This is a genomic window from Pseudomonas brassicacearum (assembly GCF_000585995.1).
In the GTDB taxonomy this organism is placed as follows: Bacteria; Pseudomonadota; Gammaproteobacteria; order Pseudomonadales; family Pseudomonadaceae; genus Aquipseudomonas; species Aquipseudomonas brassicacearum_A.
This window is the reverse complement of sequence record NZ_CP007410.1, coordinates 1,179,635-1,205,281: the sequence shown is the minus strand read 5'-3', so window position 1 is coordinate 1,205,281 and position 25,647 is coordinate 1,179,635. Positions and strand designations below refer to the sequence as shown.

The following is a 25,647-nucleotide window of genomic DNA, read 5'->3' as shown; positions in this document are numbered from 1 at the left end:
GATGAACACCTATCGCACCTTGAACTGCGACTTGCATGACTATCTGGAGATCGCCTGCCTGTACGGCTACACGCTGGACATCGAACTGACTGACGGCCAACGCCTAACAGCCCGTGCGATCACCACGCGTACCGCTCGCACGTGGGAGGAGTTTCTCGATGTGAAAACTGCGGAAGGTCGCCTGGAGATTCGTCTCGATCAGTTATTGGCGATTACGCCGCAGGAGCAAAACGCCCGGTTTGGCCGGGTTGTGCTGGCGAGTGGGTAATCCATTCAGACGCGCCCCTGGGAAGTGGACTCCATAGAGTTACCTCGTAATTTGTTGCTTTTCCTGACTAGTAGTCATTTATTGACAGCAGTGGTCATGATCCTCTTGCGATGAACTGCGCTGGGTGGTCTGGGGGGTGGTTTGCTTAGGGATCGGATAGAGCTAAAGGACAAAGGTTCGTGTTTTACTCCTTCGTTACAGGTCGCCAGTGGCGACCATCATCTGTTGAAATCCAAAAGTCACCATTGGGAGTCCCTGCGTATACGCTTCTCCCATCGCGACTATAAAAAAGCTGTTTGAAGAACATAGGAGTTTTAGTAGTTTCAACCCATGTATTGCCACCATCTGAGGTGTATGTCATTCGGCTTGGCGCAAAAAAACCATCATTAAATGCAACCCCGTTATTTTCATCTCGAAATATTGGCATCTGCATAATGCGAGAGCTGGTAGAGTCTCGCCAAGTTTTTCCAAAATCATGACTTTCATAGGGATTTACTACGACCGCAGCACATCTGCACCTCAATACCTTGTCTCGCGACACCGAAAACATTTGCATTGCTCCCGGAAGATCTCGAATATCCGACACTCCGCTATTCAAGTCCATAACTGCAACCTTGCGACCCGGAACTGTGGTGATGAGCTGATTATCAATTAAAAAAGATTGCGGGCGGACATCTGGGATATCCCAAAGCTGTGAAATGTCTGTGTCGTAGTGGGCTAGTAGTTTCCACTCATTATCCCCTTCTGCCGAGGAGTGCACGTAAACCTGATTACCACGTAATGATGTTGCAATCACTTTGTCGTGCCAGTGGTGGAGATCAACCACGACGCCAAATGGCAGGTTCCCTCTGATTGATCGCCAGTGTCTGCCATCATCATCCGATTGCTGCAGCACACCCAACTCGCCACCGGCCAACCAGCTCCCGGATGGAGTGACCAAGATAGATTCGATTGAGGCCCTACGATCAATATCATGCGGTACTGGAGCCTGACCGGGTATCCAGCTGTAGACTACACCGTTAGAGCTTCCATAGATAAAGCTGTCTTGGTTGGTATTCTTAACCGATACAACGCCATAGCTAACCTCTTTAGAAAGTTCGAAGAGACTTTCCATATACTCAGGAACCGATTCGGAGTTCCACGACAGTAGAGGCTGTGATAGCAGCTGTTTAAGATCCGGCAATACTCCTTTCACCACCTCTTCCGCTCTAGCGTGGTCTGGCTTAATACTGTGAGAAAATATAACTTTCTTCCCTTGCCACGCTTGAATTAGCTCACCAAGATCTGTGAGCCGGCCGCTTTGCACCTCGAAGCGACTGAATTTAGAGGGAACATCTACCCATGAACTGACACATGTATAGATACATTGCTGAGCGGAGAACTGAACGAAGCGGTAAGTCCCCGGTGGTAACGCGCCGGCATAAATTGCTGTTCTGGATGTAGCTTCCAGTCTAGGGGTAATTACATACTGAGTAGCCCGTTCGCCACCATTGAGAGGTATACGTTCGAGTGTAATGCTTTGCCAATTTCCGAAGAACTGGCTCGCACCAGTTATATTGGGAAAAACACGTAGAACCATTGCTCCATCAGTTGAATTTTCAATTCTTGCTGAACGGTATTGAACTTGTGTACATCCATTCAGGATCAGCAGAAACAATAGCAACAGCTTTATTTTCATTAGCATTCTTACCGGCGGAAGTTAGAGGACAACAACATCATATCCGTTTGTTGGCGATATGCCACCACCAAGATGATATTCGCTCAGCCGTTGAACTGAGTTCTGCCGTAAAAGTGCCTTGCGGCGAACCAAGGCATACCTGATTTACAGCAAAACGATGAGCCTAGGGCAGCCCAATTACGGCTCAGTCACATGAAGCTTGAAAACATCGGCAGGTGCAAAGCAGCATCAATGGGTAGCCAATCAGTATTTGGGGCCGCTTCGTCCGAGGCGCCAACCGTCCCAGCCGACTGCGTCCGGCGGTTTGGGGCTGCTGCGTAGCCCAGCGGGGATAAATCCCCTCGCCACGGGGGTAGTGTTTTTCCTTTAGGTCTAGGTAGCCCTGGCTAGCGCGCTCTTTCCCCCAGCAGAAATCTTTTTCCTTCGTCCCCTCCCGCAAAGCTCTCATCCGCTCCAGCAAAGTCGCCGGCAAATTCACCCCACGATAATCCCCCTTCGCTCGCCCCCCTTACCCGCCAGCCCCACATAGACCCAAATGAACCTACGCACCTTCATCCGTAGCTATTGCTTCGATTCCAGGCTCGTAACGAACGCGCTGACCCGGCTGCACCGGGCGTTTTCGTTCCTGGCCGGTTATCTGGCGCAGCAGGGCTTCGATTCGCGGACGCGGCCGGCCATCCGTGACTCGGACTTGCTGGAGCGGCGCGGTACCGGTGTTTGTTCGGAGCTGGCCGCGACCGTGTTCAGCCACGCGCGGGAAGGGGCGATGCTGGTCGACCCTTTCGGGCGAGTCATCGGTGTGAACGAGGCGTTCACGCGCCTGACCGGTTACGGACAAGACGAGGTGAAGGGCCGCGAGTTGAATTCCCATCGCATGGTGCGTCGGCTCGCGGCGTTTTATGCGCCGATGAAGAATGCGTTGGATTTCCACGGGCATTGGTCCGGGGAGATTCAAAGCAACCACAAGGATGGCCGCGAGATGACGTCGCGCATCAGCATCAGCGCCGTGCATGACCGTCACGGGAATGTTCGGCACTACGTGGCGCTGCTCAGCGACATGACGCAGGTGAAGCAGCGCCTTCAGTTGCTGGAGCGCGACGCCCGTTATGACGCGCTGACGCAATTGCCTAATCGGTTGCTGTTGGCCGAGCGGATGCGTCAGGCGTTGGGCAAGGCACGTATTCACCAGCATAAGGTCGCCATCGCGTTCATTGATCTGGATGGCTTCAAGGCGCTGAACGACAGTTACGGGCATGACTGGGGTGATCGGGTGTTGCAGATTGTCGCGGCGCGGATCAACGCGACGCTGCGGGAGAGCGACACGCTCGCGCGGCTCGGTGGCGATGAGTTTGTCGCTGGGTTGGTGGGGCTGCAGGACGTGCAAGACTGCGAGCCTTTGCTCAAGCGGATGCTGGCGGCGGCCAATGCGCCCATCTTGATCGGCGCGCAAACGGTGGAGATTGCCGCGAGTATCGGGGTGGCGTTTTTTCCTGAGCATGGGCAGGAGGTCGATGCGCTGATCAGCAAGGCGGACCAGGCGATGTACCTGTCGAAAAAGGCTGGCGGTAATCGTTTGGCGTTTTGTCCGACCCGGTTTATTTCGCTCAATAGCGGAGCCTGACGGTGGTGCCGAGGGTTCTTTCGCTGCCGGTCATGACGCCGTAGTCACCGGCGCCGAGCAGTGAATAGACGGCGGTGATGTAGTTTCGGTCGAACAGGTTGCGCACCCAGCCTTCCACTTCCCACGTACGGTCCTGGCTGCGCAGCCCCAGGCGCACATTGGTGAGGCCGTAGCTGGGTTGATAGCTGCCTTCGCCTCCTTCGAGGGTGCCGTAGTAGCCGGTCCGGAAGCTGTAGTCGATGCCGCTGAAGGCTTCCAGCCCGTAGGGCAGCGGATGGGTGTGGTCGAGGCCGCTGCTGAGGTTCCATTCCGGCGCGTTGTAGACACGGTCGCCGCTGAGGTCGCAGGTCCATTGGCCCGAGGCTGGCGGACACGGGGCGTTGGGGAAGCTGCGATAGCGCGCATCGCTCCAGGCCAGGCCGAGGCGTCCGGTGAGTTGCGGAGTGAGTTGCCAGGCGGAATCCAGTTCGATACCGCGCAAGCGGACCTTGCCGACATTGATCAGGTTGTCCCGCAGCGGCGGCGCGAACACGGACGTTGGCGGGCTGTAGGTGAGCGCCTGGTAGTCGGCGACGTCGGTCTGGTAGACGGCGAGGTCGAGCAGCGCACGCTCATCCCAGAAGCGCGTCTTCATGCCCAGTTCCAGCGACGTGGCACGTTCCGGCTCGAAGGTGGGCGCGGTGAACGGGCCGACCACATCGAAGTTGATGCCGCCGGCCTTGTAGCCGCGCGACCAACTGACGTAGCCCATCACCGCGTCGCTGAAACGATAGCTGGCGCTGAGCAGGCCGGAGACGTTGTCTTCTTCAATCGAGTCCTCGCGGTAATAGGCACGGCCAAGGGCGATGTCGCGCAACAACTGGCCACCCGCTTGGAAAACCGGCGGCAAGCCCGTCAGCGGGGCGAGGTTGCTGACGTCGCGGGAGACCCAGCCGTCCTTGCGTTCCTGGCTGTAGCGCAGGCCGCCGGTCAGTTCGAGGGGGTCGATGGGGCGCCAGGAAACCTGACCAAAAATCGCCCGGCTGTCGCCCTTCTGCTCGCCGTCGTAATGTTGTCGGGCGCCTTCCAGCAACTGGGCCGGCACCTGGCTCGGATCGGTGAAAGTGATGCCATAGAGCTTTTGCAATTGCTCCAATTGGTCGCCGACGAACCAGGGCGCGGCGTCCTTGCCGAATTCGGTGTCGATCTCGCGGTCGAGCTGCTGGCGCAGATAGTAGAGCCCGGCGACATAATCGATGGACGAGCCGGCCGTGCCGGACAGGCGCCACTCCTGGCTGAATTGCCGGTGCCCCAGTTCGGTCTCGGACTGCGCGACCGACAGCGCGGAGCTATCGCTGTCGCGGGTGGCGCGGTAGTCCCAGTCGCGGTAGGCGGTGATGCTGGTGAAGCGCATCGCCTCGTCCAGATCCCAGTTCAATTCCAGTGACACGCCGTTCTGCAGGGTTTGCGGGCGCCCCGGTGCGTCGATGCGGCTCTCGCGTTGGTAAGGGGCGGGCTCCGCCAGCGGATAGCCGACGAACTGGGCGCGCTTGCGTGTCTGCTGGCTGTAGTGATTGACCAGCAGGACGTTGCCGGCCTCGTTTTGCTCGGCATAGTCGGCGATCAGGCGGGCGCTGAAGTCCGCCGTCGGCGTCCACAGCAATTGGCCGCGCAGGCCTTGGCTGTCGGCGTCACCGAGGCGGGCACCGTCTTGCAGGTTTTCCACGCTGCCGTCGGTGGCGCTATCGAAAACGTTAAGTCGCCCGGCCAGCACATCGTCCCGCAGCGGCCCGGAAATCGTTCCGCGATATTCGCGCAGACCGCGCTCGCCATAGCTGGCTTCGAGGTTGGCTTCGGGCTGGAACGTCGGTTGCCGGGTGATGATGTTCAGCGCGCCGGCGGTGGTGTTCTTGCCGAACAAGGTACCCTGGGGCCCGCGCAGCACTTCGATGCGCTCGATGTCTATCAACTCGGTGAAGGCCATGCCCTGGCGCGCCTGGTAGACCCCATCGACGTAGGTGCCAACGCTGCCTTCCAGGCCATCGTTGTAGGCGGTCGCGCCGAACCCGCGCAGACCGAAGCCGGCATAGCGGGCGTCATGCCCGGACACGATCAAGCCGGGCACGCGCTGTTGAATGTCTTGAACATTGTGCAGGCCGGCTGCGTCCAGTTGCTCGCCGTAGAGGACGTTGATCGGGATTGGCACGTCCTGCGGGTTTTCCTCGCGACGGCGAGCGGTCACGGTGGTTTCGTCGAGCGTGAGGGCGCCGGGGGCCTCTTGTCCGGCATGAACCCACGCCCAGGGCAAAGCTGAAAGGCTGCCGAGCAAGAACAGCCGATAACCCAAACCCAGCATGCTATCGCTCCCACGCCATCGCGCGTGGCACCGTGTCCGAGCAAACCAGTGTCTTGACCCTCGCCAGCAATTCGCTGCTGTCGGCGGGCTTGAGCAGGACCGCATCGAATGCCAGGTCCTGCGGATAGCCCTTCGGCCGGCGCGCCGGCACCGCCGAATAAAGCATCACCGGGAGGTCGCGCCAGCGCTCGCGCACCTGTAGCAGCAGTTCCCAGCCATCCATGCCGGGCATCATCTGGTCGCTGATCAACAGGTCGACCGGCTGTTGCGCCAGGCAGGCCAAGGCGTCTTCGCCGTTCGCCGCCATGCTCACGTCAAATCCGTAGCCGGCCAGCAGGTCATAGAGCCATTCGCTGTTCTGTTCGATGTCGTCCACCAGCAGGACGTGCTGGCCCGTGCCGTCAAACGGCGTGGCGTTGTTGTCGACAATGCCGTTTTCGAGGTCGTGTTCCTCGGCGCATTTAAGCTGAAGGCGAAAACTGAAGTGACTGCCCTGCTCGGTGGCCTGCGGCTCGAGCCGGCTGTCCATGCGCTCCAGCAGTTGCGTGACGATGGACAAGCCGAGCCCGCTGCCTTCGTAGCGTTGCGCATTGCGGCCGCGGTGGAACGGTTGCAGCAGTTGTTCGAACTCCTGTGGATCGATGCCGATGCCGCTGTCGATCACACTGAAGCGCAGCTCCACGGTGTCGGCGGCGGCGCCTGGGGCCGCACTCACTGCAAAACGGATCTGGCCGTTGCGGGTGAATTTCGCCGCGTTCGCCAGGAGGTTCATGAGGACCTGCCGAAGGCGTTTGAAGTCGGCCTCCACCAGTGGCGGCAAGTCATCCGCCAGCACAGCTTCGAAGGTGTTGCCCTGGCGCGCGGCGAGAAAGCCCGCTTCGTCTACGACCTCTTTGAGGAAGCCGTACAGGTAGCCCGGCGCAAGGGTCAGTTGCATCTGCTCCAACTCGCCACGGGAAAACTCGAGCATCTCGTCGATCAGCTCCAGTTGCTGGCGGGCGTTGCGCTCGATGGTGGCTTGATAATCGCGGTTTGGCCCGGCGTGCAGCAGGCGCGCGTAGTCGATGATGCGCACCAGCGGCGAACGCAGGTCGTGGCTGATCCGCGCCATCAACGCGCTGCGGGCCGCCAGGGATTCGCGCAACTGCGCCGTGCGCAGGGCCACGGTGCTTTCCAGGCGTTCGTGCTCGGCTTGGCGTTGTTGTTCGAGCGTGGACAGGGCGTTTTTTTCGCGGTTACGGCTGCGGGCCACTTCCATGATCAACGTGCACACCAGCAACATCACGCCCGGTAGTGTGGACGATAAGCTGTATTTGCTTTGGGGCGACTGCCAGGGCAATTGTTCCTGGGGGAAAAGCATCCGCATCAGCAATTGTGCAAGCAAGAGCCCCGACACCAGCCAGGCCAGCCAGCTGTAGCTCAGTCGTCTGCGCCAGGCCATGAACAGCGTGACGAGCAGCACCCCGTAGAAACTCAGGAGGGATATCTGGACTATCTGCGCGCCCTGGACGGGATCGACTTTTAACCACCAGAGTCGGCCGAGCACACAACCCGACAGCGGCAGCCAATAGCTCCAGCCAATGACTTTGGGCAGTACGGACACCTGCAACAGCACGCGGAAGTAGGCGAGGAACAGGACGAACGAGACTGCGCTGGCGAACGTCAGCAGCTCCCGTGTCCAACCCAGCGCGGCGGGCCAATAGATCAGGTAGCCGTTGAGGATGCAGGTCAGCAGGATGTAGCTCAGGACCGCACCCGCATTCACGCTCAGCAACCGGGAGCGCAGGATCCAGCCGACGATGAAGCCGAATGGCACGACCAGCAAGACAATGCCGAGGGTGAGTCCGTCGCTCAGGTAGGTCTGCTGCTGACTGCGCAGCAGCGCCGGTTCGGACCACAGTTCCGGCTCCAGCAACATCTGAAAATGGCTCGCCACCCGGACGAACACCGTGACGCTCTGCCCCGCCGCCAACGCGACCGGGAACGCCGGCTGACGCGCCGCCGGTTGGGGCCATTCGGCCAAGGGATAGGCGGCTCCGGCGTGGGCGTCATGTCCCGACTGGTACACACGGATGTCTTCCAGGCGCGGCGCCCCGATCACCAGCAGGCGCGAACACGCCACGGCGCTTGAGTTGGTGAGCTGCACTTTCAACCAGAAGGCGGAGCGGCTATAGCCTTGGGTCGGCCAGCCAGGGGTTGCGGCGTTGAAACGCGTTTCGGGCAGTCGGGCGACGTCTTCCAGGCTCAAGCTGGCTTGAGTGTCTTCGAAAATCTGTATCGCGGGCATCAGGTCCAGGTGGTCCGCCCGGCAGATATCCACAGGCGCGGCGTGCAGCAAGCCTGTGGATAACAACGCTATCGCCAGCAATAAAAACTGTAGGAGCCGCATCAGGCGCGCCCGGCCGACTCTGTATCGGCAATGCCCAGGGTTTGCTGGCGAAACTGGCTGGGCGTCATGCCGATTCGTTGGCGGAAGGCCGTGGTGAAGTTGCACGCATTGCGAAAGCCCACCAGGTCGGCGACGTCCTGCACGCTCATGGCGCTTTCGGACAGCAACGCCTGGCCGCGACGCAGCCGTGCATCGCGAATGTAGGCGAACACGGTCAGTCCCAGGTGCTCACGAAAGATCCGCGAGAGGCGCTTCTCGTGAGTGCCGACTTTTTGCGCCAGTTGCACCAGGGAAGGCATGTCATCGAGGTGTTCTTCGATCAATCGCATCGCGGCGCGCAGGACGATCTCATCGCCCTCCGGCTCCGGATGGGCCGGGCTGGCTTGACCGGTGGGCGGCGCGCGCCAGGTCAATTGCAGGTGGATCTTGATACGCGCCAGCACTTCCTCGGGCGCGCAGGATTTGGGGATGTAATCCACCCCGCCCACGGTCAGCCCTTCCAGACGCTCGATGGAGCTGTTGGCCGACGACAGGAATAGAATCGGCGTGTGCCGGGTCGCCGGTGCCTCGCGCAACAGCCTGCACAGGCTGAAACCGTTCATGTGCGGCATGTGCACGTCCAGCACGATCAGGTCCGGACGCAAGGCCAGGGCCCGTTGATAACCCTGGTGGGCATCGCTGGCCAGGGAAATGCGCCAGGGTTGCGCCTTGAGCAGGACGAGCGTTGCGCGGATATCCTCCGGGACATCGTCGATCAGCAGAATATGCGGCGGCTCGGATGACACCGCCGCGCCTCCAGCCATCGCCGCCCGCCTTTCGTATCGTCCGTCGTCCATGCGCTACGTTCTCTTATCGTGCGTTTGCCAATTAATTGCCGGAAAGCAACGGTATTGCAAAGCCAATCGATGGATCGGTAAAAATCGTTATACCGATAGCGGCAGGTCCGGCGAAGACTTGAAGGCGCCGAGAATACCTGTGTGAGCGAGCTTGCTCGCGATAGCGATATACCAGCCGCCATCGCTGTGCCTGACCTGCCCCTATCGCGAGCAAGCTCGCTCCCACAGTGGACTGTGCCCATCGCTTTGGGGCTGCTGCGCAGCCCAGCGGGAGCAAGCTCCCTCGCCACGGGATTATTCGTTTACTTAAGTTCGGCAGCGTTCGATCGTTCCTCACGCTCCGCGTGGGAACGATCAGATGGTGGGGGGTGTGATTGTCCTTTTCGGTAGGGGTGCGGCTAAGATGGCGCCCAGGGAAATCACAGGGAAGACAGGCGTGATGCAATCGCAATTTGATCCGTTGGTTCATATCGATTGGAAAACACCGGGCGGCGAGTTGCTTGCGCTGTTTCAGCACTACTATCCCGACATCGGCGTGTTTGCCGGGCCGGAATTCGAGGCGTTGTTGGATGAGTTGTCCAATGAGATGCCCGAGGTCTGCTTCGAGGCGCTGGCGCCGGTGTTGGCGGGTCAGGGTTATGACTTGTGGAACCTGGACGCCGGTGGCGATGATTACCGGCCGGTCATTGTCCCCACCGATCAGCGCGAGGCGTTTGCCAAGTATTGGGAAAAACAGCGCGCTGAGCCGAGGTTCACGCCGGGGTTGATCGAGCCGCCCAAGCCTGCCGCCGCTGAACGCAAACCGGCCAAACCCAAACGCGGCAAGGTGAAGTGGCTGCAAGAAGTCCATGACTACCCCGGCTCCACCTATGTGCACGAATACAACTACCGCAACGGTTGGGCCGCCATCACCGAGCAGGACGAAGACCAGTGGTTGTGCTTTCTGATTGATTACAACCAATGGCCGCCCGCCGAGCAGGACATGCTCGAACACCGCACCGACGGCGTGGACGGCGCGGATTTGCAGCTCATCGATGCCGATGCCCAGCGCAGCCTGTGGAAACGTCGGGTGATGCGCGGCGATTACAGTGCGGATGACCGTTACCAATACGAGATTCGGCAAGGCGATGAGATCGCGGCGTTCGGGCCTGCCGGGGTGCAGTGGCCGGAGTTTGAACAGCCCTGCGTGGTGGTAGGCCCGGCGATATTCGAACGCCAGCGTATTTACGAACCCGAGCATGTGACGCGGATCTGGCGGATCACGGCGGACAGCAGCGAGGTGATTTTCGAGCACGCGGATGAACTGACGATCCTGCCCGTCGGCCCTGGTCGCTTGCTGTTCATGCAGCACAATGGCCCGCGCTGCTGGACTTGGAATCAAGAATCGCCGCACCAGGCCTTCGTCGCCAAACCGATGCCCGCTGAGGCCTATAAGCTGCGGGCCTCAACCGCGTACCTGGGGGGTGACGAGGTTTTACTGTTCAGCGAAGGCGCGCGGCAGAACGTTGAGCATTCGGGTTATCAGGAAACGGTGTTGTTGGCGTGGCGCTTCAACTTCATGACTGGCACTGCGACGAAGGCGACATTGGACGGCTTCGGCAGTGAACTACGCCAGGACACGCGCCTGCTGGTCACGCAGCCCAAGCAGGTCATCACGTTGCGCACGTTTCATGGGCAGCTTCATGTTGCCCGGGGGCATGGGGATTGGTGGGTGTGGAATTACAGCAGCAATACGTTTGGCACACACACCCTGGCCTGGTTCTGGAATCAGCGCAGCCATGAGGTGGTGAAGCTGTCTTCCAAGGATATTGCGCGGGTAAAGCCGGAGATTCGTTACTTGGCGGCGCAGGATCGGTATCTGGCGTTCGAGACGGAGTTTGTCGCGCGGCTGCCGGAATTTAGCGAGATGGTTGAGGCCAAGGGGGGTGAGGTTTTGGTTTTTGAGTGAGGGGCTTCTGCCGCATTTCCTTCGACCGTACGCTATCACCGTTGCGAGGGAGCTTGCTCCCGCTCGGCTGCGCAGCAGTCGTAAAACCTGCTGATGCCGCTCTTCCTGGCACACCGTGGTGGATGGCTTTGGGGCTGCTGCGCAGCCCAGCGGGAGCAAGCTCCCTCGCCACGGGGTTAGCGGTGTTTTTGAGGGCTCAAACCCGCAGCAACCCGCGAAACCCTCGCGCCGCGTAATACGACTGCACACCATTGTGGTAAACGAACACCCGGCCATAACGAAAGTCACCGAAAATCGCCCCGCCGAGGGCGCGAAGCTCAGGGGACGTTGCCAGCCAGCTGGAAGTCTTGGCATCGAACTCACCCAGTTCCTGCAATGCTCGGTACTGGTCTTCCGTCAACAGGGCGATGCCCATCGCTTCGGCCATTTCAACTGCGCTGCCTGTTGGCTTGTTTTCCTTGCGAGCGTCCAGGGCCGCGCGGTCGTAGCAGAGGCTGCGGCGGCCGGTTGGGCTTTCTTTGGCGCAATCGCAGAAGGTGACAACGCCGGTCTTCGGGTCGAGACCGATCACGTCTGGCTCGCCGCCGGTGGCTTCCATAGCCTGAAGGGATTTCAAGGCGTTGGGGTTGCTCTCCAGCCTGCACTGGACATCAGCCCACGGAATGTCTGGATGGCGATGAGTGTTTTGTTCGAATCGGCTTTTTAGGGCTTGGAGGAGTTTGTCCTGCTCTTGTTTTTGCATGAGGGTGGCGTCCGCTGCTGATCGGTTGTTCAATGATAGTTATTCCTTCAGCTAAGCGTTGAAGCAGCATTGGCGGTCTATCTACGGTCTTCAGGGCTAGGTTGCGAGTTCAGGAATAACACCGATGGTCAGGGGAAGCACGTCAGACGCTCTATTGAGCTTTCATCCCATAAATCTTGATCAGGACAGCGACGTCTGCGTTCGTTTCTTCAACGACATGCTGCTTTGTGCGTTCGGTTCTGCACAACAGTTGGGTGGTCCCGATGGGGAGCGGCATTACCTTGAGTCGCTTCGAGAAAAGGCAGCCGTGATTCCTGGCAGCATTGTCCATGTCTGGGATGAAACACGGATTGTGGGTCAGATAGAGATGTCACTGCTAAAGAAAGCCCCCTTGGTGGGCTACATACACTTTTTCTATCTCGTTCCCGAGTGGCGATCACGCGGTGCCGGGAAGTTGCTGCTGGCTTATGCGACCCATTTTCTTGCCAGTCTGGGGTGCGACCGGATGAGATTGTCGGTGAGCGAGACGAACCCAAGGGCGGCACAGTTTTACAGTCATCATGGTTGGACCGATATCGGGCCCAGGCCAGACAAGCCAGAACTGCGTTTGCGTTTGATGGAAAGGTTCATCGGCTAAGTACCAGTGGCGCGAGATCGGACTCATTCAAGGAACCTGGGGTCTCGTTTGAGTCAAGTTTTCCGCACGGTATCAGCCCCTTTGATAGCGTGCGAAATTCCTGTTCAAAGCGACTCGACCCCAGCTACCGCTGCGCCTCCTGCTACAGAGCTTTTTGTCGCTATGACATTCCCGCATGAATAGCTAAGGTGAAGTCACCCATAGCTCCCACCCCCGAACCAGGAGGCCTGTATGCGGAACTTCACGATCCAACGTATCGACCACATCGTCCTGCGTGTAAAAGACCTTGAACGTAGCCTCGCTTTCTACACATCGGTGCTCGGTTGCGAGCTCAAGAAGCGCCGGGACGATCTAGGCATGCTTCATCTGAGCACCGGTGTGTCGATGATCGATCTGGTTGCTGTCGACGGCCCCCTCGGTCTCGAGGGTGGGCCGGCGCCCGGGAAGCAAGGGCACAACGTCGATCACCTCTGCCTGCGTATCGAACCGTTCGATGAACAAGCCCTTCTCGCTCATTTGACTTCCGCCGGCCTGAGCGTTGAGAAAGCCCAGATGCGCTATGGCGCGGAAGGAAAAGGCTGGTCGATCTATTGCTTCGATCCGGACGGCAACCAGATCGAGTTGAAGGGCCCGGCGTTGGAGCCCTGAGTGCCCACAGCGGATTGGCGATGGGCATTGAGTTGCCGATCAGGTCAGGAGGTGTTTGGAGATCACCTTGGAGACTTCCACAATTGCGGTCTTGCCGGTGAACTCGAACTTCACTTTGCCGTTCGGCGTATTCGTCGTTTTGCTTGAGTTTAAGAAGCCTTTGTTGTTGAAGTCGATCATCGGCAAGTCCTTAAGGAAGATAATGGAGTGCCTGCGGCTCAACAGCAAGGGCTTCAACCTTACCCACGAAGCCCATGCGGAATACGAGGTGACCTTCAAGTCCGAGAAGACTGGAAGCGCAACTGGCAGGAACACTTTACCCGGGATATTCCAAGCGAGGATATTGGTCAATTCGGCAGGCCCGGGCGCGCCCGAGCCTGCCGACAGTCATACCGCGCCGTTAACTCAGGCGCTTTACCTCAAGACGCCCACAAGGCGGCCCACTGAGTTGCTCGCCCGTTTCCAGGCTGAACACCGAAAAGTGCAAGGGACAGGTGATGCTTTTGCGCTGCTGATTGATCACCCCGTGCTCCAACCATCCTGCGCGGTGTGGGCAGGCATGCGGCACTTCAAAGTGTTGGTCGTCGATGACGACAGCGAACGTGCCTGGGCGATAGAATTCAGATGGCTCGTTCAATCATTCGCTCCTTATTGAAGTACTGCTGGCGCCTCGCTTTATCGACGGCCGCATCAAACGCGGCGTTGGTAATATCGCGCCCCATGCAGATCCCCTCCCACGCCTTGACTGGGTCAAGGTCCCCCGCCATGTCCATTGCTTTGAGCAGGCGCTGGCCCTCAATTGCATGAAAGACATCAATGTGGACATGCTCGGAATAGTAAGTGTGGGCTTGGATCTGTAAACGCGAGCAGATCGACGTGTAGCATTCAAAAAAGAATGGCACGACGGTTTCGAAGTAAGTGATGACACCCGCGAAATACGACGGGTCATCCGCCCTCATCGTCAACCAGCAGAACATGTTGGGAAACGAAAACCCGGCCGGCGCGTTAACGTCGATGTAGAAGGCCAGGTCGGTGGGCATTTGCAACTCGTTGAGCAGGTCGATGTACAGCGTGGTGTGGGATCGCTTGAGGTTACCGGAACCGAACTCGTCGATCATCATGCGCAGCATCGGCATTTGCGCGGCCAGGCTGAGCCGGGGCATGAGGTGATAAAAAACCTGCGCCTCGGTCAAACCATCCAGGGCGAACTCCTGTACCAGGATCTTGAATTCGTCGAGGCCCATGTGTTCGCTCACGTATGCAGCACTGGGGGGGACGTCGCTGCGGTCCATCTCCACCAGTTCAGCCAGTTGCTTGCGTAACGCGGCGAGATCAGTCGGCGGATTGGCGGTCCGCGTCTTGAGGATGGTCGATTCGATCCAATCACGCTCGAAGGCCAGGATATGGCTTTCCAATGGCTTGAGCTGCTTGATGCAAGCGCGATTCGCCAGGAACAGTGCTTTCTGCAAGTCACTCATGCCATGACCTCCTGCTCTGCGAAGACACGGTCGGTGCTGATGATGCCACGCGCCTTGAGTTCCTTTTTGACGTGGGCGTACCAATCATCTGCGGCCAGTTCAAAACGGTCATTGAGCGCCTCCACCAGTCCGCCGACCATTGTTTGTCGAGCACCGATTGCCAGCCGGCAAAGCGCTGGCTCCAAGTTGGCCAACGACACGACATTACCGTCGGACTCCAACTCCCTGGCCAGCAGCATTTCCCAACCGATGAAGTAATCCAGCCCCTCGTTGCGCAGGCGCTCGATTTCACTTTGGACACGCGGCTGGGAAGGTGAGTCCTTGATGCCGATAACCCTCGGTAACTGGGCGATGGCCATCAAGGTGTCGAAACTTTTCTCATTGCCGGACAGTGCAGACTCGTTGTAGACGAAGATGTCCAGCGACGTGGCGTCGTGGACCGCCCGGTAATGATCGATCATGTCTTGCTGGCTTGTGCCTGGAGCGAAAGGCGACGTGAACATTACCGCCTGGGCCCCAAGGTCTTGCGCCAACCGTGCATATTCGATTACCTCGGCCGTCGTCGCGCGTTCAATACCGGCGATGACGGTCTTATCCTGGGCGTGCGCCAACGTCAGCTCCAACATGCGTTGCCAGTCCCGCTTTCCTAGTCGCCAACCTTCACCGGAAGTCAGGCACGGAATGTAACCATCGACAAACGGCCGCGAGCTATGCAGCAACCGGTGCACGCTGGCTTCGCAGACGCGCGCCTGATCATCGAGGGGCGTGATCAACGGTACATAGATATGCTTACCCGACATGCTGGAAGTCCTCCTTTCCAATGGTCATTTCCATGGATTGCTCGTACAAACGCTGAAGGTTTTCAGGAAATACGGATGACGAAGCCGACGCAGGAAACGTTTTCAAGAATGGCTTGAGTAGACCCAGCTCACGCAGCGAGTCGTCATGAGTGTAAAAAGGCAGTTGGTGCTCAACTACATGAGCAACCAACAATCGCTTTTCCACGCTCAGGCGTGCCCAGTCCGGCTCCAGGCAGGCGCGTTTCAGGACCTTGTTGCAATAACCCTGGCGCTGGATATCCATGTCCGTGTGAAGGACATCCATGAATGGGTAGTAGACGTCCTGCAAGTGCCGGCTCTTTTTCCAGATAATGGCATCGCAAATACCAATCTGACCGAAGCTCATCATTACCTGACGCGAATAGAACGCACCGAAAAAGCCCAGGGACTGGGCCCGTACCTCTGGGTCGCTGTGGTGCATGCCCATGAAAACGGTGGCGTCGATAACCGCAATGGAAGCCTCAGCCATGATAGTTCTCCAATGCCAGGGCAATGGTTTCGACCGCCTGTTCGAACTCCTCGGGTTTGCGGGCCAATGCCAGGCGGATGAATTTCTGCCCCGCCTGCGGTTGGCTCCAATAAAAGTACTTACCCGGCAGGACATAGACTTCGTACGCCATCAGGTACGCCTGTAAATCATCGGCAGAGACGTCTTCACGGAGGATTTCAAACCAGGCGACACTGGTCTCGACCATGGGCGTCAGATAACTCAGAAAACTGCCCTGCAGATGGCGTCGAGCGGCGGCACGGTTAACATCAAGTATCGAACGCACCGACTCGAAATCGTCCTCGCTGCTATCGCGGATGTATTGAGTCACGACATTCAGGATGAAGGGCGAGACGTTCAGCAATACGCTTGTCACGATGCTATAGATGTCAGCGTTAAGGGCGCGGCTGGACATGATCGTGGCGCATTTTGTGTCCTGCAGCGGCCAGGTTTTTCCCGTGTCCTCCATGATGATGTACTGGGTACCGATGTCATCCAGGATGGCATAGGCATCAACGCGACTGCCCCCGGCTGCTTTGAAAAACGCGGCGAAGCAAAAGTCCAGGATGAGCAGCTTGCCGTGGTCCCTGCAATAACGAGCCACTTCCACAAAGGTGTCGGCGCCCTCGGCGAACATGCTGGTACCGGTCGGGTTGTTCGGGTCTACCAGGAAAATCGCATCGACATTCGCCGCCGCCGACTGAAGCTTGGCATAGACGTCCGTCGAAGATTGCAGAAGGGCCTCGTCCAGCGGCGTCAACGGCACTTCCATGTGCTTGAGCAGATCATGCAGATTGTCGAAGCAAGGCTCGATCAACCCTACGCTCATGTTGCGTTTGCGCAGGTAGGTCGCGGTGATGTGCATCGCAATGGAGGCCGCGTAAACCAGGTAAATCTCATCATGGCGCTTGAGCGCATGCTCTTGTCCATGGAAGGTGAAAAACGCCTGGATGAATTCCTGCTCGCTCTGATACTGGCTTTGGCCTTGAGCGCGATACCACAGTTCGGGGAGACGGTTGACTATCTCTCGCTGGGTGACACTTTGGTCCTGATGGGTATGGGCGTCAGCGAGATTGAAGCGCGTCTTCAAGGCAGAAATTTCATGTTGGGTGATATCTTCTTTATCATCCAGACGGGTCATGACACTCATATTGTTATTCCTATAGGTGCTAAAGATATTTATCCCACTGGGCGGGCTGACGGCGCCGTGGATAAATCCTGATCTATAGTTAACATTGTTTTATTGTCTAACAACTGTACCTGGGTGCAGCCCTTTTATTTGGGCTCTGTATCTAGGTACAGTTGCTTTCCTTGATTCATATCGCCATGCTCGGCGCGCGCTAACGATTCAGTATTCAAATACCCAAGGACATTGCAGGACATATGGACAAGGTCAGCTTTCATGCCATCAATTATTCAGACGCCTCAGAAGAGTTATTGGGTGACCTGTATGGATTGAGGAAAGAAGTTTTTTCCGACCGACTTGACTGGCGCGTCACGACGCAGCATGGAAGAGAGATTGATGAATATGACAACGCCTGTGCAACTTATCTGGTAGGTCTTTATGCAGGGCGTCCACTGAGTAGTTTACGCCTGATCAATACACTGAACCCTTATATGGTCGAAGGTCCGTTTCGAAACTTCTTCAAGTGCAAACTTCCTAAAGACCAGTCGATTGCCGAATCCAGTCGTTTTTTTGTTGATAAGACCCGTTCCCGAGCCATGGGATTGAGCCACGCACCGTTGACCGAGATGCTGCTTCTGGCCATGCACGGCCATGCCGCTCGACAGAACCTGGATTCGATCATCACAGTGGTCAGCCAAGCCATGTCGCGCATCGTCCTCAGGGCTGGTTGGCACTATGAGGTCCTGGATACCGGAGAAGCTTCACCCGGTGAAAAGGTCCTGCTGCTCAATATGCCGGTGCGCCCTGAAAACGACTGGAGCCTTAAACAAACGATAGAATCAAAGCAGCGGCGTGGCGTGCCTGGGACCGCAACGGTTGAGCTGCCAGGCCAGCATGGCCACGGGCAGTTTCAGACCAATCCCAGGCTGACAGCCTTGTAGACGGCTTGCTTGGCGTTGCAGACGCACAGTTTGTCTACAATGTTCGCCATATGAAATTTCACGGTGCGCACGGAGATGGCGTGAATGACGGCAATTTCGCTGTAGGCCTTGCCCATGACCACCCATTTCAATACACCAAGCTCCCTGTCCGACAGTCCGGCCTCAGTCAACTCCGGAAACAATTCGCTCAAGGAAAAACAATCAGTCAATCTGTCTTGGAATTGAATGAGCGTCATCTGGATCTCTGCCGCCCTGCGCATCATGGTTTGCTGGAAGTCCTTGCGGCGCTCGGTATTGCTGATACTCAGTGCAGCGAACAAGCCATTGGCATCATGCAAGTTGAACGTAAACCCGTCCGATATTTGAAATTTTTCCGAAGAGGCAAAAACCGCCTGCCCTTGATCTGATGCCTTGGACTCAAGCGCTTCATGCCAGAAGAAAGGGGCTATGCATTTCAGGCCGTGCTTGATGACCGGATCGATAAGGTGATAGTTCTCGGCCTTATACACATCGAGCCAACGTTTGGGATAGTTGGAAAAGATCCTCGGCTTTACCTCTCGCCCTTTATACATGACGAAGTAAGCATAATGGCAACCCACCAGCGGCCGCAGGTATTTTTCAAATGTACTCTTGAGTCTTTCATCCAATTCAGACCCTGTATTTATGACTCGCCTGCCTTTCACAGCTTGACCGTTCATAAAAACTCCCTTTTTTATGGATTTACTTTTTGTATTGGTTTTCCTGTTGTCGCGTTATCGGAAGCATTCAACCCAAGTATCAACTCGTAGTAAAGCCAAATAACCACTACACACCCGATGACCAGAATGAAGCGAGACTTGTGGAACTCAACTCTCTGGCGCAGCCGCCCTTTTCTTGCAATCAGGCGGCTCGTTCCGGAGCAGGAAGGCATCAACCGAAAGGCGTATCTCGAGACTGGGCAAGCCCAGCCTGCACGGCAGGACGCGCCTCGATCGTTTCCAGCCAGCGCCGCACATGAGTGAAAGAAGTGATATCCAAATCCAACTCCTCAAAGGTGCGCAGCCATGGAAACGCTGCGATATCCGCGATGGAATACTGATTGCACGCCAGGTAACTGCGCTCGGCCAGTTGCTTGTCCACCACGCCATACAGGCGCAGGGCCTCTTTGCGATAACGAGCGATCGCTTCCTCATTCTGCGTAGTGCTGCCATGCAGGAACCACCAAAGCTGGCCCAGCATCGGGCCGATGGCGCCCACTTGGAAGAACAGCCACTGTTGAACCGCAAGCTGTTCGGCAGATGTATCAGGCCGCAGGCATGCGTATTTCTGCGACAGGTAACCCAGGATGGCGCCGGATTCGAACACCGAGACCCCGGCCTGGTGATCCACGATGGCAGGGATTTTCCCGTTCGGGTTTATGGCGAGGAATTGCGGTGAATGCTGTCGCCCTTCAGACAGGTTGAGCCTCACCACGTCGTAATCGATGCCTGCCTCTTTCAAGAAAATACTGATTTTCTGCCCGTTGGGCGTATCAGCCGTATAGAGCGTGATGGCGCAAGCCGTGGTCATGAGGAACTCCATTTCAGGTGGATTTCATTGCATTTGCAATCATATTGAGCCGTGCCGTATGGTGCAAGCACGACGGAACGCACGGAGATTGTGGAATGATCGGCTTTGCCAGCTTCAGCAAAACACCAGAGACCCGCCTGGCCGCCCAGGCCTGTATCAACAAGATCCGAACGCTTTCAGCGCTGCACGCCAGTGGTTTTTCCTCGCCGCTCTACACCATGATCGATATCGCCAATCGCCTCGAGAGAGACCCGGGAACCGCCCGGCATGTCTGGGTGATCCGCGCCAACAAGCAACCTGAAGTCGAGAACTGTCACACCCGCATCAGCGCCTGGCCCCTGCGTTTGAGTCCTGCCGCACGCGCCAGCGAAAAACCGATGCTGTACCTGACCAGCTCGGCGACATCGGCGGAACTTTGCGCGCTGTCGAACGAGTCCGCCAACCGGGGCATTTTGTGCAACGACATCGAAACCTTGCCTTCGCGATGGGCTAAAGGCGTTCACCCTTGGATGCCGCTCTGGCTGGTGGCCAACCCACAATGCCTGCCCTTCGACCCGGCCAGCGGTGCCGAAGCGCACGCCATTGCCCTGGCCGCTTTGCAGAGCCTGTACGTGGAGGGAAACGACGGTTTTTATTACATGGCGCTTCACGATGAGCCCAACGATTTCCTCGGTCCCGTCGGCAACATCAGTGCGAGCCAGGCACTCAAGGGAATGTACAAGCTCACCGAGATCGAGACTGATGCGGGAGCGCCCCAGGTTCGCTTGCTGGGCGCCGGGTTGGCGTTGCAGTCGGTGGTGAGCGCAGCACGGATGCTGGGTGAACACTGGGGCATCGCGAGTGAATTGTGGAGCTGCCCCAGCTACACCCGCCTGGCCCGTGACGCGGACAAAGCCCAACGCTGGAACCGCCTGCACCCCGAGAGGCCGAAGCGGTCCGCGCATTTGCTCGATTGCCTGGGCGCGGGGAGCGGCCCGGTCGTCGCCGTGACGGGCTACGCGCAGCACGTCGCCGATCAGATCGGCGCACATGTCACGTCACGGTTCGTAGCGCTCGGCGCCGATTCGACCGGGACCTCTTCGCAAGCCGTGGATAAACACTGGATCGTGGTGCTGGCGCTGCAAGCGCTGGCTCAGGAAGGAGCCATCGAACAGGCGCGCGTCAAGCAGGCGATGAGTCGGTATCTGTTGCAATGAAACGTAGCGTTCACTTCGCTCGACCGCTGCCGCGCGCGGCATTGGCCGCGCGCTCCAGCGCTTGGCTGAAGACCCGCTGCTGGTCGTCATCGAATTGTGACAGGAACAATTCGTCCACCGCGCCTTCATAGATTTTCCACATCTTCTTGCGCAGCGCTTTTCCGCTCTCGGTGATGGCGGCATACGCACCTCGACCGTCATCACTGGCGCGGCTACGGGTGACCAGGCCTTCCGCCTCCAGGCGGTCCACCAGGCGGGTGAGGTTGTAGCGCTCGATGGCCATGACGTCGGCCAGCTCGCTCATGCGGCGTGCACCGTTCGGGCCGCTTTCCAGGCCCCATAACGCGTCGTACCAGGCGTAGGCAGGCAGCCCGGCGGCCGCCAGCCGGCGCTCGATTTCGCGGATCAGGCAACGGTGGGCCCTGACGAATCTGAACCAGGTATCCGGCTCGCTGGAAGACATGCAGCACCTTTCTTGGAAATCGATTTAGTTGCAATTGTAGCGCGCGGCAGGCTAAGTTCTCGCACGTAGTTGCATCTGCAACTACAAAATTCTCGAAGGTTGGCGTCGACCCACGCCCCTTAGTCAGGCACCAAACGACTCGGTGCTGCAGCACTGTCCAGGAGACGACAACGATGGCACAACAATCCATGTTTCTCGACGAGGATCCACAAGAGACTCGCGAATGGCTCGAATCCATTGAATCGGTGGCGAGTGTCGAAGGGCGTCCTCGCGCCCACTACCTGATCGACCAGATGCTTGATTTCGACGCCAACCGCCACGGCGATTTCTACGGTCGCGTGACGACGCCCTACGTCAATACGATCCCAGTCGACCGCCAGCAGCCCTACCCCGGCGACCTGGCCGTGGAGCGCCGGATCAACGCCTATATTCGCTGGAACGCACTGGCCATGGTGCTGCGCGCCGGCAAACATTCGAACGTGGGTGGGCACATTGCGTCCTACGCATCAGCGGCGATTTTGTATGACGTCGGCTTCGAGCATTTTTTCCGTGGCCGCACCGAGCAGTTCGCCGGTGACATGGTGTACATCCAGGGCCACTCCTCTCCTGGCATCTACGCACGCGCCTACCTGGAAGGACGCCTGAGCGAGGATCAGCTGGATAACTTTCGTCGCGAGACCGACCGCGATGGCGTCTCGTCCTATCCGCATCCACGACTGATGCCGGACTTCTGGCAGTTCCCGACGGTGTCCATGGGGCTCGGCCCCATCACGGCCGCGTACCAGGCGCGATTCATGCGCTACCTGGAAGATCGCGGCCTGAAGGAACACCAGGGCCGCAAAGTCTGGGCGTTCCTCGGTGACGGTGAAATGGACCAGCCGGAATCGCTGGCGGCGATTTCCCTGGCGGGTCGGGAGAAGCTCGACAACATCATCTTTGTCGTCAACTGCAACCTGCAACGCCTGGACGGCCCGGTGCGTGGCAACAGCAAGGTGATCCAGGAATTCGAAAGCCTGTACCGGGCGGCCGGCTGGAATGTGATCAAGGTGATCTGGGGCAGCGGCTGGGATGCCCTGCTGGAAAAGGACAAGAGCGGCCTGCTGCGCCAGCGGATGATGGAGTGCGTGGACGGCGACTATCAGAACTACAAATCCCAGAACGGCGCCTATGTGCGCGAGCACTTCTTTGGAAAGTATCCCGAGCTGTTGGAGCTGGTCAGCGACCTCAGCGATGACGAGATCTGGAAGCTGTCTCGCGGCGGCCACGACCCTGAGAAGGTCCACAACGCCTATGCCGCCGCCATGCGCCATACCGGCGGGCCGACCGTCATCCTGGCCAAGACCGTGAAGGGTTTCGGCATGGGCGAAGCCGGTGAGGGCCAGAATATCAACCACCAACTGAAGAAAATGGGCGACGACGCGGTCAAGGCGTTCCGTGATCGGTTCGGACTGGAACTCAGCGATGACCAGTTGGGCGACATGCCTTACCTCAAGCCGGCTGCGGACAGCGTCGAGGCCCTTTACCTGCAAGCCAGGCGCAACCAATTGGGTGGCTACATCCCGGCCCGTTTCCAGGCCGCGGCGCCCTTGCAGGTTCCACCCTTGTCGGCCTTGGACACACAGCTCAAAGGCACCGGCGAACGGGCCATCTCCACGACCATGGCGTTCGTGCGCATTCTCGGCACGCTGCTCAAGGACCCGAACATCGGCAAGCTGATCGTGCCCATCGTCCCGGACGAATCACGTACCTTCGGCATGGAAAGCCTGTTCCGCCAGATCGGTATCCATTCCCACGTCGGCCAGCTGTATACGCCCCAGGACGCCGGCCAGTTGAGCTACTACAAAGAAGCCCGGGATGGCCAGATCATGCAGGAGGGGCTGAACGAATCCGGCGGGATTTCTTCGTGGATCGCCGCCAGTACGTCCTACAGCACCCACGGTGTGATGACGGTGCCCTTCTACATCTTTTATTCGATGTTCGGCTTCCAGCGCGTCGGCGACCTCGCCTGGGCCGCCGGTGACGCACGCGCACGCGGCTTCCTGCTCGGCGCCACCTCCGGCAGGACCACACTGATGGGCGAAGGCCTGCAACATGACGACGGTCACAGCCATGTGCTGTCGTCGACCATCCCATGCTGCGTGTCCTATGACCCGACCTACGCGTATGAACTGGCCGTGATCATTCAGGACGGCATGCGACGGATGTATGCCGAAAACGAAGACATCTTTTATTACATCACCGTACTGAACGAAAACTACGCCCATCCAGCGATGCCCGAAGGCGTCGAGCAAGGCATCCTCAAGGGCATGTACCGGCTCTCGGCGCCTGAAAAAACTGTCGAAGGCAAGCACGTCCAGCTGATGGGCTGTGGTTCGATTCTTCAAGAAGTGGTCGCGGCAGCTCAGTTGCTGGAACAGGACTTCGGCGTCAGCAGCGAAGTCTGGAGCGTGACCAGCCTGACCGAACTGCGTCGCGACGGGCAGGAAGCCGAACGCTGGAACCTGCTGCATCCCGAGCATGCGCCGCGTGTCGGCTATGTGGAAAGTTGCCTGCAGGACAAACAGGGTCCGGTGGTGGTCGCGACTGACTACATGAAGATATTCGCCGACCAGATTCGCCCGTTCGTAGCCAATCGCCGCTTCGTGGCCCTCGGCACCGACGGTTTCGGCCAATCGGATACCCGCGAGTCGCTGCGCAGGTTCTTCGAAGTGGATCGGCACTTCATCGCCCTCGCGGCGTTGAAGGCCCTGGCCGACGACGGAAAAATGCCTCGGGAAAAAGTAGCCGAGGCGATCAGGCTCTACGGCATCGATCCGCAAAAGCAGAACCCTGCAAAGGTTTGAGCCTGAGCCTTGCAGCGGCGCCCCTCGGGGCGCCGCTGCAACCGTTGGACGTGTTATTGCGCCGCTGACTCAACCACACCCCTGACCCGCTGCAGCATATTGATCAAATGCAGGCGCATCGAAGCCCGCGCCGCTTCCGCATCCCGCCGCGCCAGCGCCGCATAAATCTGCTCGCGCTCTCGAACCAGCAACGCCCGGTTCTCGTCCGTCACCACAGGTCCGACCTGCTGCACCACCGCGATCAGCGTGTTGCCCACATGGGCCATGGCATCGATAAAGAAGCTGTTGCCGGTGCACCGGGCGATCTGCAAATGGAATTCGAAATCGACCCGGGCGCTTTCGTCATCCGTTGCCTCAAGCGCATTCGCCGCGTCGAGCGCTTCTCGCATCGCCTGCAACTGTTCCGGCGTGGCCCGTTGTGCCGCGATGCCGGCGGCTTCCACTTCCAGGCTCAAGCGCAGTTCGATGACGGCCAGCGCGTCGTAGGCGCCACCCTTGACATGTTTGCTGCCCTGGAAATCACCGGGACGGGCGGTGTCGACGACGAAGGTGCCGATGCCGTGGCGGGTCTCCACCAGCCCTTCGGCCTGGAGCCGCGACATGGCTTCGCGAACCACCGTCCGACTGACGCCACGGTCCTTGATGATGACCTGTTCGGTGGGTAACTTGCTGCCCGCGGGCAGTTCGCCGGCCAGTATCTGCTGCGTCAGGTCGACCACCAGTTGCTGGGTCATGCTCAGGCGTCGATCGGGTGTGACACGGTCCATTGCACCTATCCATAAAAGCCAGACGATCGCGCATTATAGCCGCGACCTCGCGGCGAAACGCACTATAATGCCCGCTGATCACCCAAGAGCAAGCCGATGACGGATCAAGCGTTATCTCCACTGAACAAGCCGCGCCGTCTCGCCGAAACATTGGTCGACCGCTTTGCCCAGCGCATGCGCGAAGGCATTCTCAAGCGCGGCGAAAAGCTCCCCACCGAAGTGCACATCATGGAGGCCGAAGGCGTCAGTCGGTCGGTGGTGCGTGAGGCGCTGTCGCGCTTGCAGGCGGCGGGGCTGGTGGAGACGCGGCATGGCGTCGGCACCTTTGTTTTGGACATGCCGGCCCCCGAGGGCTTTACCCTCGGGCCGGCGACGATTGCCACGTTGTCGGATGTGCTCAGCCTGCTGGAGTTTCGCTTGAGCCTGGAAGTCCAGGCCGCTGGCATGGCCGCCGAACGTGCAACGCCCGAAGCCCTGGCCGAACTGGCCCAGGCGTTGGAGGCGTTGCTGCAAGGGCCGGAAAAGTCCGGCACCACCATCAATGCCGATTTCCAGTTCCATCTGAAAATCGCCAAGGCGGCCGGTAATTACTACCTGATCGACATCATGAAGCACCTGGGCACGAAGCTGATCCCGCGTACCCGCATGAACTCCGCCTACTCCGGGCAAAGTGATCGCAGTGCTTACCTGCAAGGGATCAACGCCGAACACCAGCAGATCTTCGACGCCATCGCCAGCGGCAATGTCGATGCGGCGCGGGCGGCCATGTACCTGCATTTGAGCAATAGCCGCATGCGCCTGCGTGAAACGCAACAGCGCCAGGCGTTCTACAACGAGTAATCCCTACCCCCTGTGGG

General features: G+C 58.6%; 23 protein-coding genes and 2 pseudogenes. 9 read left to right on the top strand and 16 right to left on the bottom strand.

Features of this window, described 5'->3' with window-relative positions:
* Position 1: 1 nt before the first annotated feature.
* Positions 2-268, top strand: coding sequence for a Rho-binding antiterminator (locus CD58_RS05090; RefSeq protein WP_025211982.1), 267 nt, complete (start codon positions 2-4; stop codon positions 266-268).
* A gap of 184 nt (positions 269-452) precedes the next feature.
* Here the strand turns inward: CD58_RS05090 and CD58_RS30015 are convergent, their stop codons facing one another.
* A complete protein-coding gene (locus CD58_RS30015; RefSeq protein ID WP_144238519.1) occupies positions 453-1,946 on the bottom strand; it encodes a sialidase family protein in 1,494 nt (497 codons plus the stop codon).
* 535 nt (positions 1,947-2,481) lie between these two features.
* Between CD58_RS30015 and CD58_RS05085 the strand changes: the two genes are divergently transcribed.
* Positions 2,482-3,567: a sensor domain-containing diguanylate cyclase gene (locus tag CD58_RS05085; RefSeq protein WP_025211981.1), complete on the top strand. Its 1,086-nt coding sequence runs from the start codon at positions 2,482-2,484 to the stop codon at positions 3,565-3,567.
* Here the strand turns inward: CD58_RS05085 and CD58_RS05080 are convergent.
* Genes CD58_RS05080 through CD58_RS05070 form a run of 3 tightly spaced genes read right to left on the bottom strand, consistent with a single transcriptional unit; the run spans position 3,551 to position 9,094 of the window.
* Positions 3,551-5,902 (bottom strand): TonB-dependent receptor, encoded by a 2,352-nt coding sequence (locus tag CD58_RS05080; protein ID WP_025211980.1) that lies wholly within the window; start codon positions 5,900-5,902, stop codon positions 3,551-3,553. The two genes, CD58_RS05085 and CD58_RS05080, sit on opposite strands and share 17 nt — an antisense overlap.
* Position 5,903: 1 nt before the next feature.
* The gene (locus CD58_RS05075; protein ID WP_025211979.1) at positions 5,904-8,291 is read right to left on the bottom strand and encodes a hybrid sensor histidine kinase/response regulator; all 2,388 of its coding nucleotides are present in this window, start codon (positions 8,289-8,291) and stop codon (positions 5,904-5,906) included.
* On the bottom strand, positions 8,291-9,094 hold the full coding sequence (locus CD58_RS05070; protein WP_025211978.1) for a helix-turn-helix domain-containing protein: 804 nt from the start codon (positions 9,092-9,094) through the stop codon (positions 8,291-8,293). The genes CD58_RS05075 and CD58_RS05070 overlap by 1 nt, the downstream gene beginning before the upstream one ends.
* Positions 9,095-9,566: 472 nt before the next feature.
* On the opposite strand from CD58_RS05070, the gene CD58_RS05065 reads away from it, so the two are divergent.
* Positions 9,567-11,075, top strand: coding sequence for a DUF6630 family protein (locus CD58_RS05065; protein ID WP_025211977.1), 1,509 nt, complete (start codon positions 9,567-9,569; stop codon positions 11,073-11,075).
* Between the two features lie 196 nt (positions 11,076-11,271).
* Here the strand turns inward: CD58_RS05065 and CD58_RS05060 are convergent, their stop codons facing one another.
* Positions 11,272-11,817, bottom strand: a complete 546-nt coding sequence (locus CD58_RS05060) for a DUF4256 domain-containing protein (protein WP_025211976.1) — start codon at positions 11,815-11,817, stop codon at positions 11,272-11,274.
* Positions 11,818-11,941: 124 nt separating this feature from the next.
* Between CD58_RS05060 and CD58_RS05055 the strand changes: the two genes are divergently transcribed.
* A complete protein-coding gene (locus CD58_RS05055; protein ID WP_025211975.1) occupies positions 11,942-12,454 on the top strand; it encodes a GNAT family N-acetyltransferase in 513 nt (170 codons plus the stop codon).
* A gap of 231 nt (positions 12,455-12,685) precedes the next feature.
* Complete coding sequence (locus CD58_RS05050) at positions 12,686-13,102, top strand: VOC family protein (RefSeq protein ID WP_025211974.1); 417 nt, start codon at positions 12,686-12,688, stop codon at positions 13,100-13,102.
* Between the two features lie 39 nt (positions 13,103-13,141).
* Here the strand turns inward: CD58_RS05050 and CD58_RS30005 are convergent.
* The 7 genes and pseudogenes from CD58_RS30005 to CD58_RS05025 form a co-directional block, all read right to left on the bottom strand.
* Positions 13,142-13,222 (bottom strand): annotated as a pseudogene (locus CD58_RS30005) (PH domain-containing protein); the annotation flags it as partial.
* Positions 13,203-13,282 (bottom strand): annotated as a pseudogene (locus CD58_RS31780) (PH domain-containing protein); the annotation flags it as partial. The pseudogenes CD58_RS31780 and CD58_RS30005, both read right to left, overlap by 20 nt.
* A gap of 220 nt (positions 13,283-13,502) precedes the next feature.
* Positions 13,503-13,670 carry a Rieske (2Fe-2S) protein gene (locus CD58_RS05045; protein WP_235195311.1) on the bottom strand — a complete coding sequence of 56 codons (168 nt, stop codon included), beginning with the start codon at positions 13,668-13,670 and terminating at the stop codon, positions 13,503-13,505.
* A 52-nt stretch (positions 13,671-13,722) separates the two neighbouring features.
* Complete coding sequence (locus CD58_RS05040; protein WP_025211972.1) at positions 13,723-14,580, bottom strand: iron-containing redox enzyme family protein; 858 nt, start codon at positions 14,578-14,580, stop codon at positions 13,723-13,725.
* Positions 14,577-15,380 carry a dihydrodipicolinate synthase family protein gene (locus CD58_RS05035; protein ID WP_025211971.1) on the bottom strand — a complete coding sequence of 268 codons (804 nt, stop codon included), beginning with the start codon at positions 15,378-15,380 and terminating at the stop codon, positions 14,577-14,579. The genes CD58_RS05040 and CD58_RS05035 overlap by 4 nt, the downstream gene beginning before the upstream one ends.
* On the bottom strand, positions 15,370-15,888 hold the full coding sequence (locus tag CD58_RS05030) for a DUF6190 family protein (protein ID WP_025211970.1): 519 nt from the start codon (positions 15,886-15,888) through the stop codon (positions 15,370-15,372). The genes CD58_RS05035 and CD58_RS05030 overlap by 11 nt, the downstream gene beginning before the upstream one ends.
* Positions 15,881-17,056 carry an aminotransferase class I/II-fold pyridoxal phosphate-dependent enzyme gene (locus CD58_RS05025; RefSeq protein ID WP_038436449.1) on the bottom strand — a complete coding sequence of 392 codons (1,176 nt, stop codon included), beginning with the start codon at positions 17,054-17,056 and terminating at the stop codon, positions 15,881-15,883. The genes CD58_RS05030 and CD58_RS05025 overlap by 8 nt, the downstream gene beginning before the upstream one ends.
* A gap of 233 nt (positions 17,057-17,289) precedes the next feature.
* On the opposite strand from CD58_RS05025, the gene CD58_RS05020 reads away from it, so the two are divergent.
* Entirely contained in the window at positions 17,290-17,973 is a 684-nt protein-coding gene (locus CD58_RS05020) for an acyl-homoserine-lactone synthase (RefSeq protein WP_025211968.1), read from the top strand.
* Here CD58_RS05020 and CD58_RS05015 read toward each other — a convergent pair.
* Positions 17,943-18,671, bottom strand: a complete 729-nt coding sequence (locus tag CD58_RS05015; RefSeq protein ID WP_025211967.1) for a helix-turn-helix transcriptional regulator — start codon at positions 18,669-18,671, stop codon at positions 17,943-17,945. The two genes, CD58_RS05020 and CD58_RS05015, sit on opposite strands and share 31 nt — an antisense overlap.
* A 211-nt stretch (positions 18,672-18,882) precedes the next feature.
* The gene (locus CD58_RS05010) at positions 18,883-19,521 is read right to left on the bottom strand and encodes a glutathione S-transferase family protein (RefSeq protein WP_025211966.1); all 639 of its coding nucleotides are present in this window, start codon (positions 19,519-19,521) and stop codon (positions 18,883-18,885) included.
* A 95-nt stretch (positions 19,522-19,616) separates the two neighbouring features.
* Here CD58_RS05010 and CD58_RS05005 point away from each other — a divergent pair, with 95 nt between their 5' ends.
* On the top strand, positions 19,617-20,717 hold the full coding sequence (locus tag CD58_RS05005; RefSeq protein ID WP_025211965.1) for a transketolase-like TK C-terminal-containing protein: 1,101 nt from the start codon (positions 19,617-19,619) through the stop codon (positions 20,715-20,717).
* A gap of 10 nt (positions 20,718-20,727) precedes the next feature.
* On the opposite strand, the gene CD58_RS05000 is transcribed toward CD58_RS05005, so the two are convergent.
* Positions 20,728-21,180, bottom strand: a complete 453-nt coding sequence (locus CD58_RS05000; RefSeq protein WP_025211964.1) for a MarR family winged helix-turn-helix transcriptional regulator — start codon at positions 21,178-21,180, stop codon at positions 20,728-20,730.
* Between the two features lie 173 nt (positions 21,181-21,353).
* On the opposite strand from CD58_RS05000, the gene aceE reads away from it, so the two are divergent.
* Positions 21,354-24,023 (top strand): pyruvate dehydrogenase (acetyl-transferring), homodimeric type, encoded by a 2,670-nt coding sequence (gene aceE / locus CD58_RS04995; RefSeq protein WP_025211963.1) that lies wholly within the window; start codon positions 21,354-21,356, stop codon positions 24,021-24,023.
* A 53-nt stretch (positions 24,024-24,076) separates the two neighbouring features.
* On the opposite strand, the gene CD58_RS04990 is transcribed toward aceE, so the two are convergent.
* Positions 24,077-24,790 carry a FadR/GntR family transcriptional regulator gene (locus CD58_RS04990; protein WP_025211962.1) on the bottom strand — a complete coding sequence of 238 codons (714 nt, stop codon included), beginning with the start codon at positions 24,788-24,790 and terminating at the stop codon, positions 24,077-24,079.
* Between the two features lie 96 nt (positions 24,791-24,886).
* Between CD58_RS04990 and CD58_RS04985 the strand changes: the two genes are divergently transcribed.
* Positions 24,887-25,630 (top strand): FadR/GntR family transcriptional regulator, encoded by a 744-nt coding sequence (locus CD58_RS04985; protein ID WP_025211961.1) that lies wholly within the window; start codon positions 24,887-24,889, stop codon positions 25,628-25,630.
* The last annotated feature ends 17 nt before the right edge of the window (positions 25,631-25,647 follow it).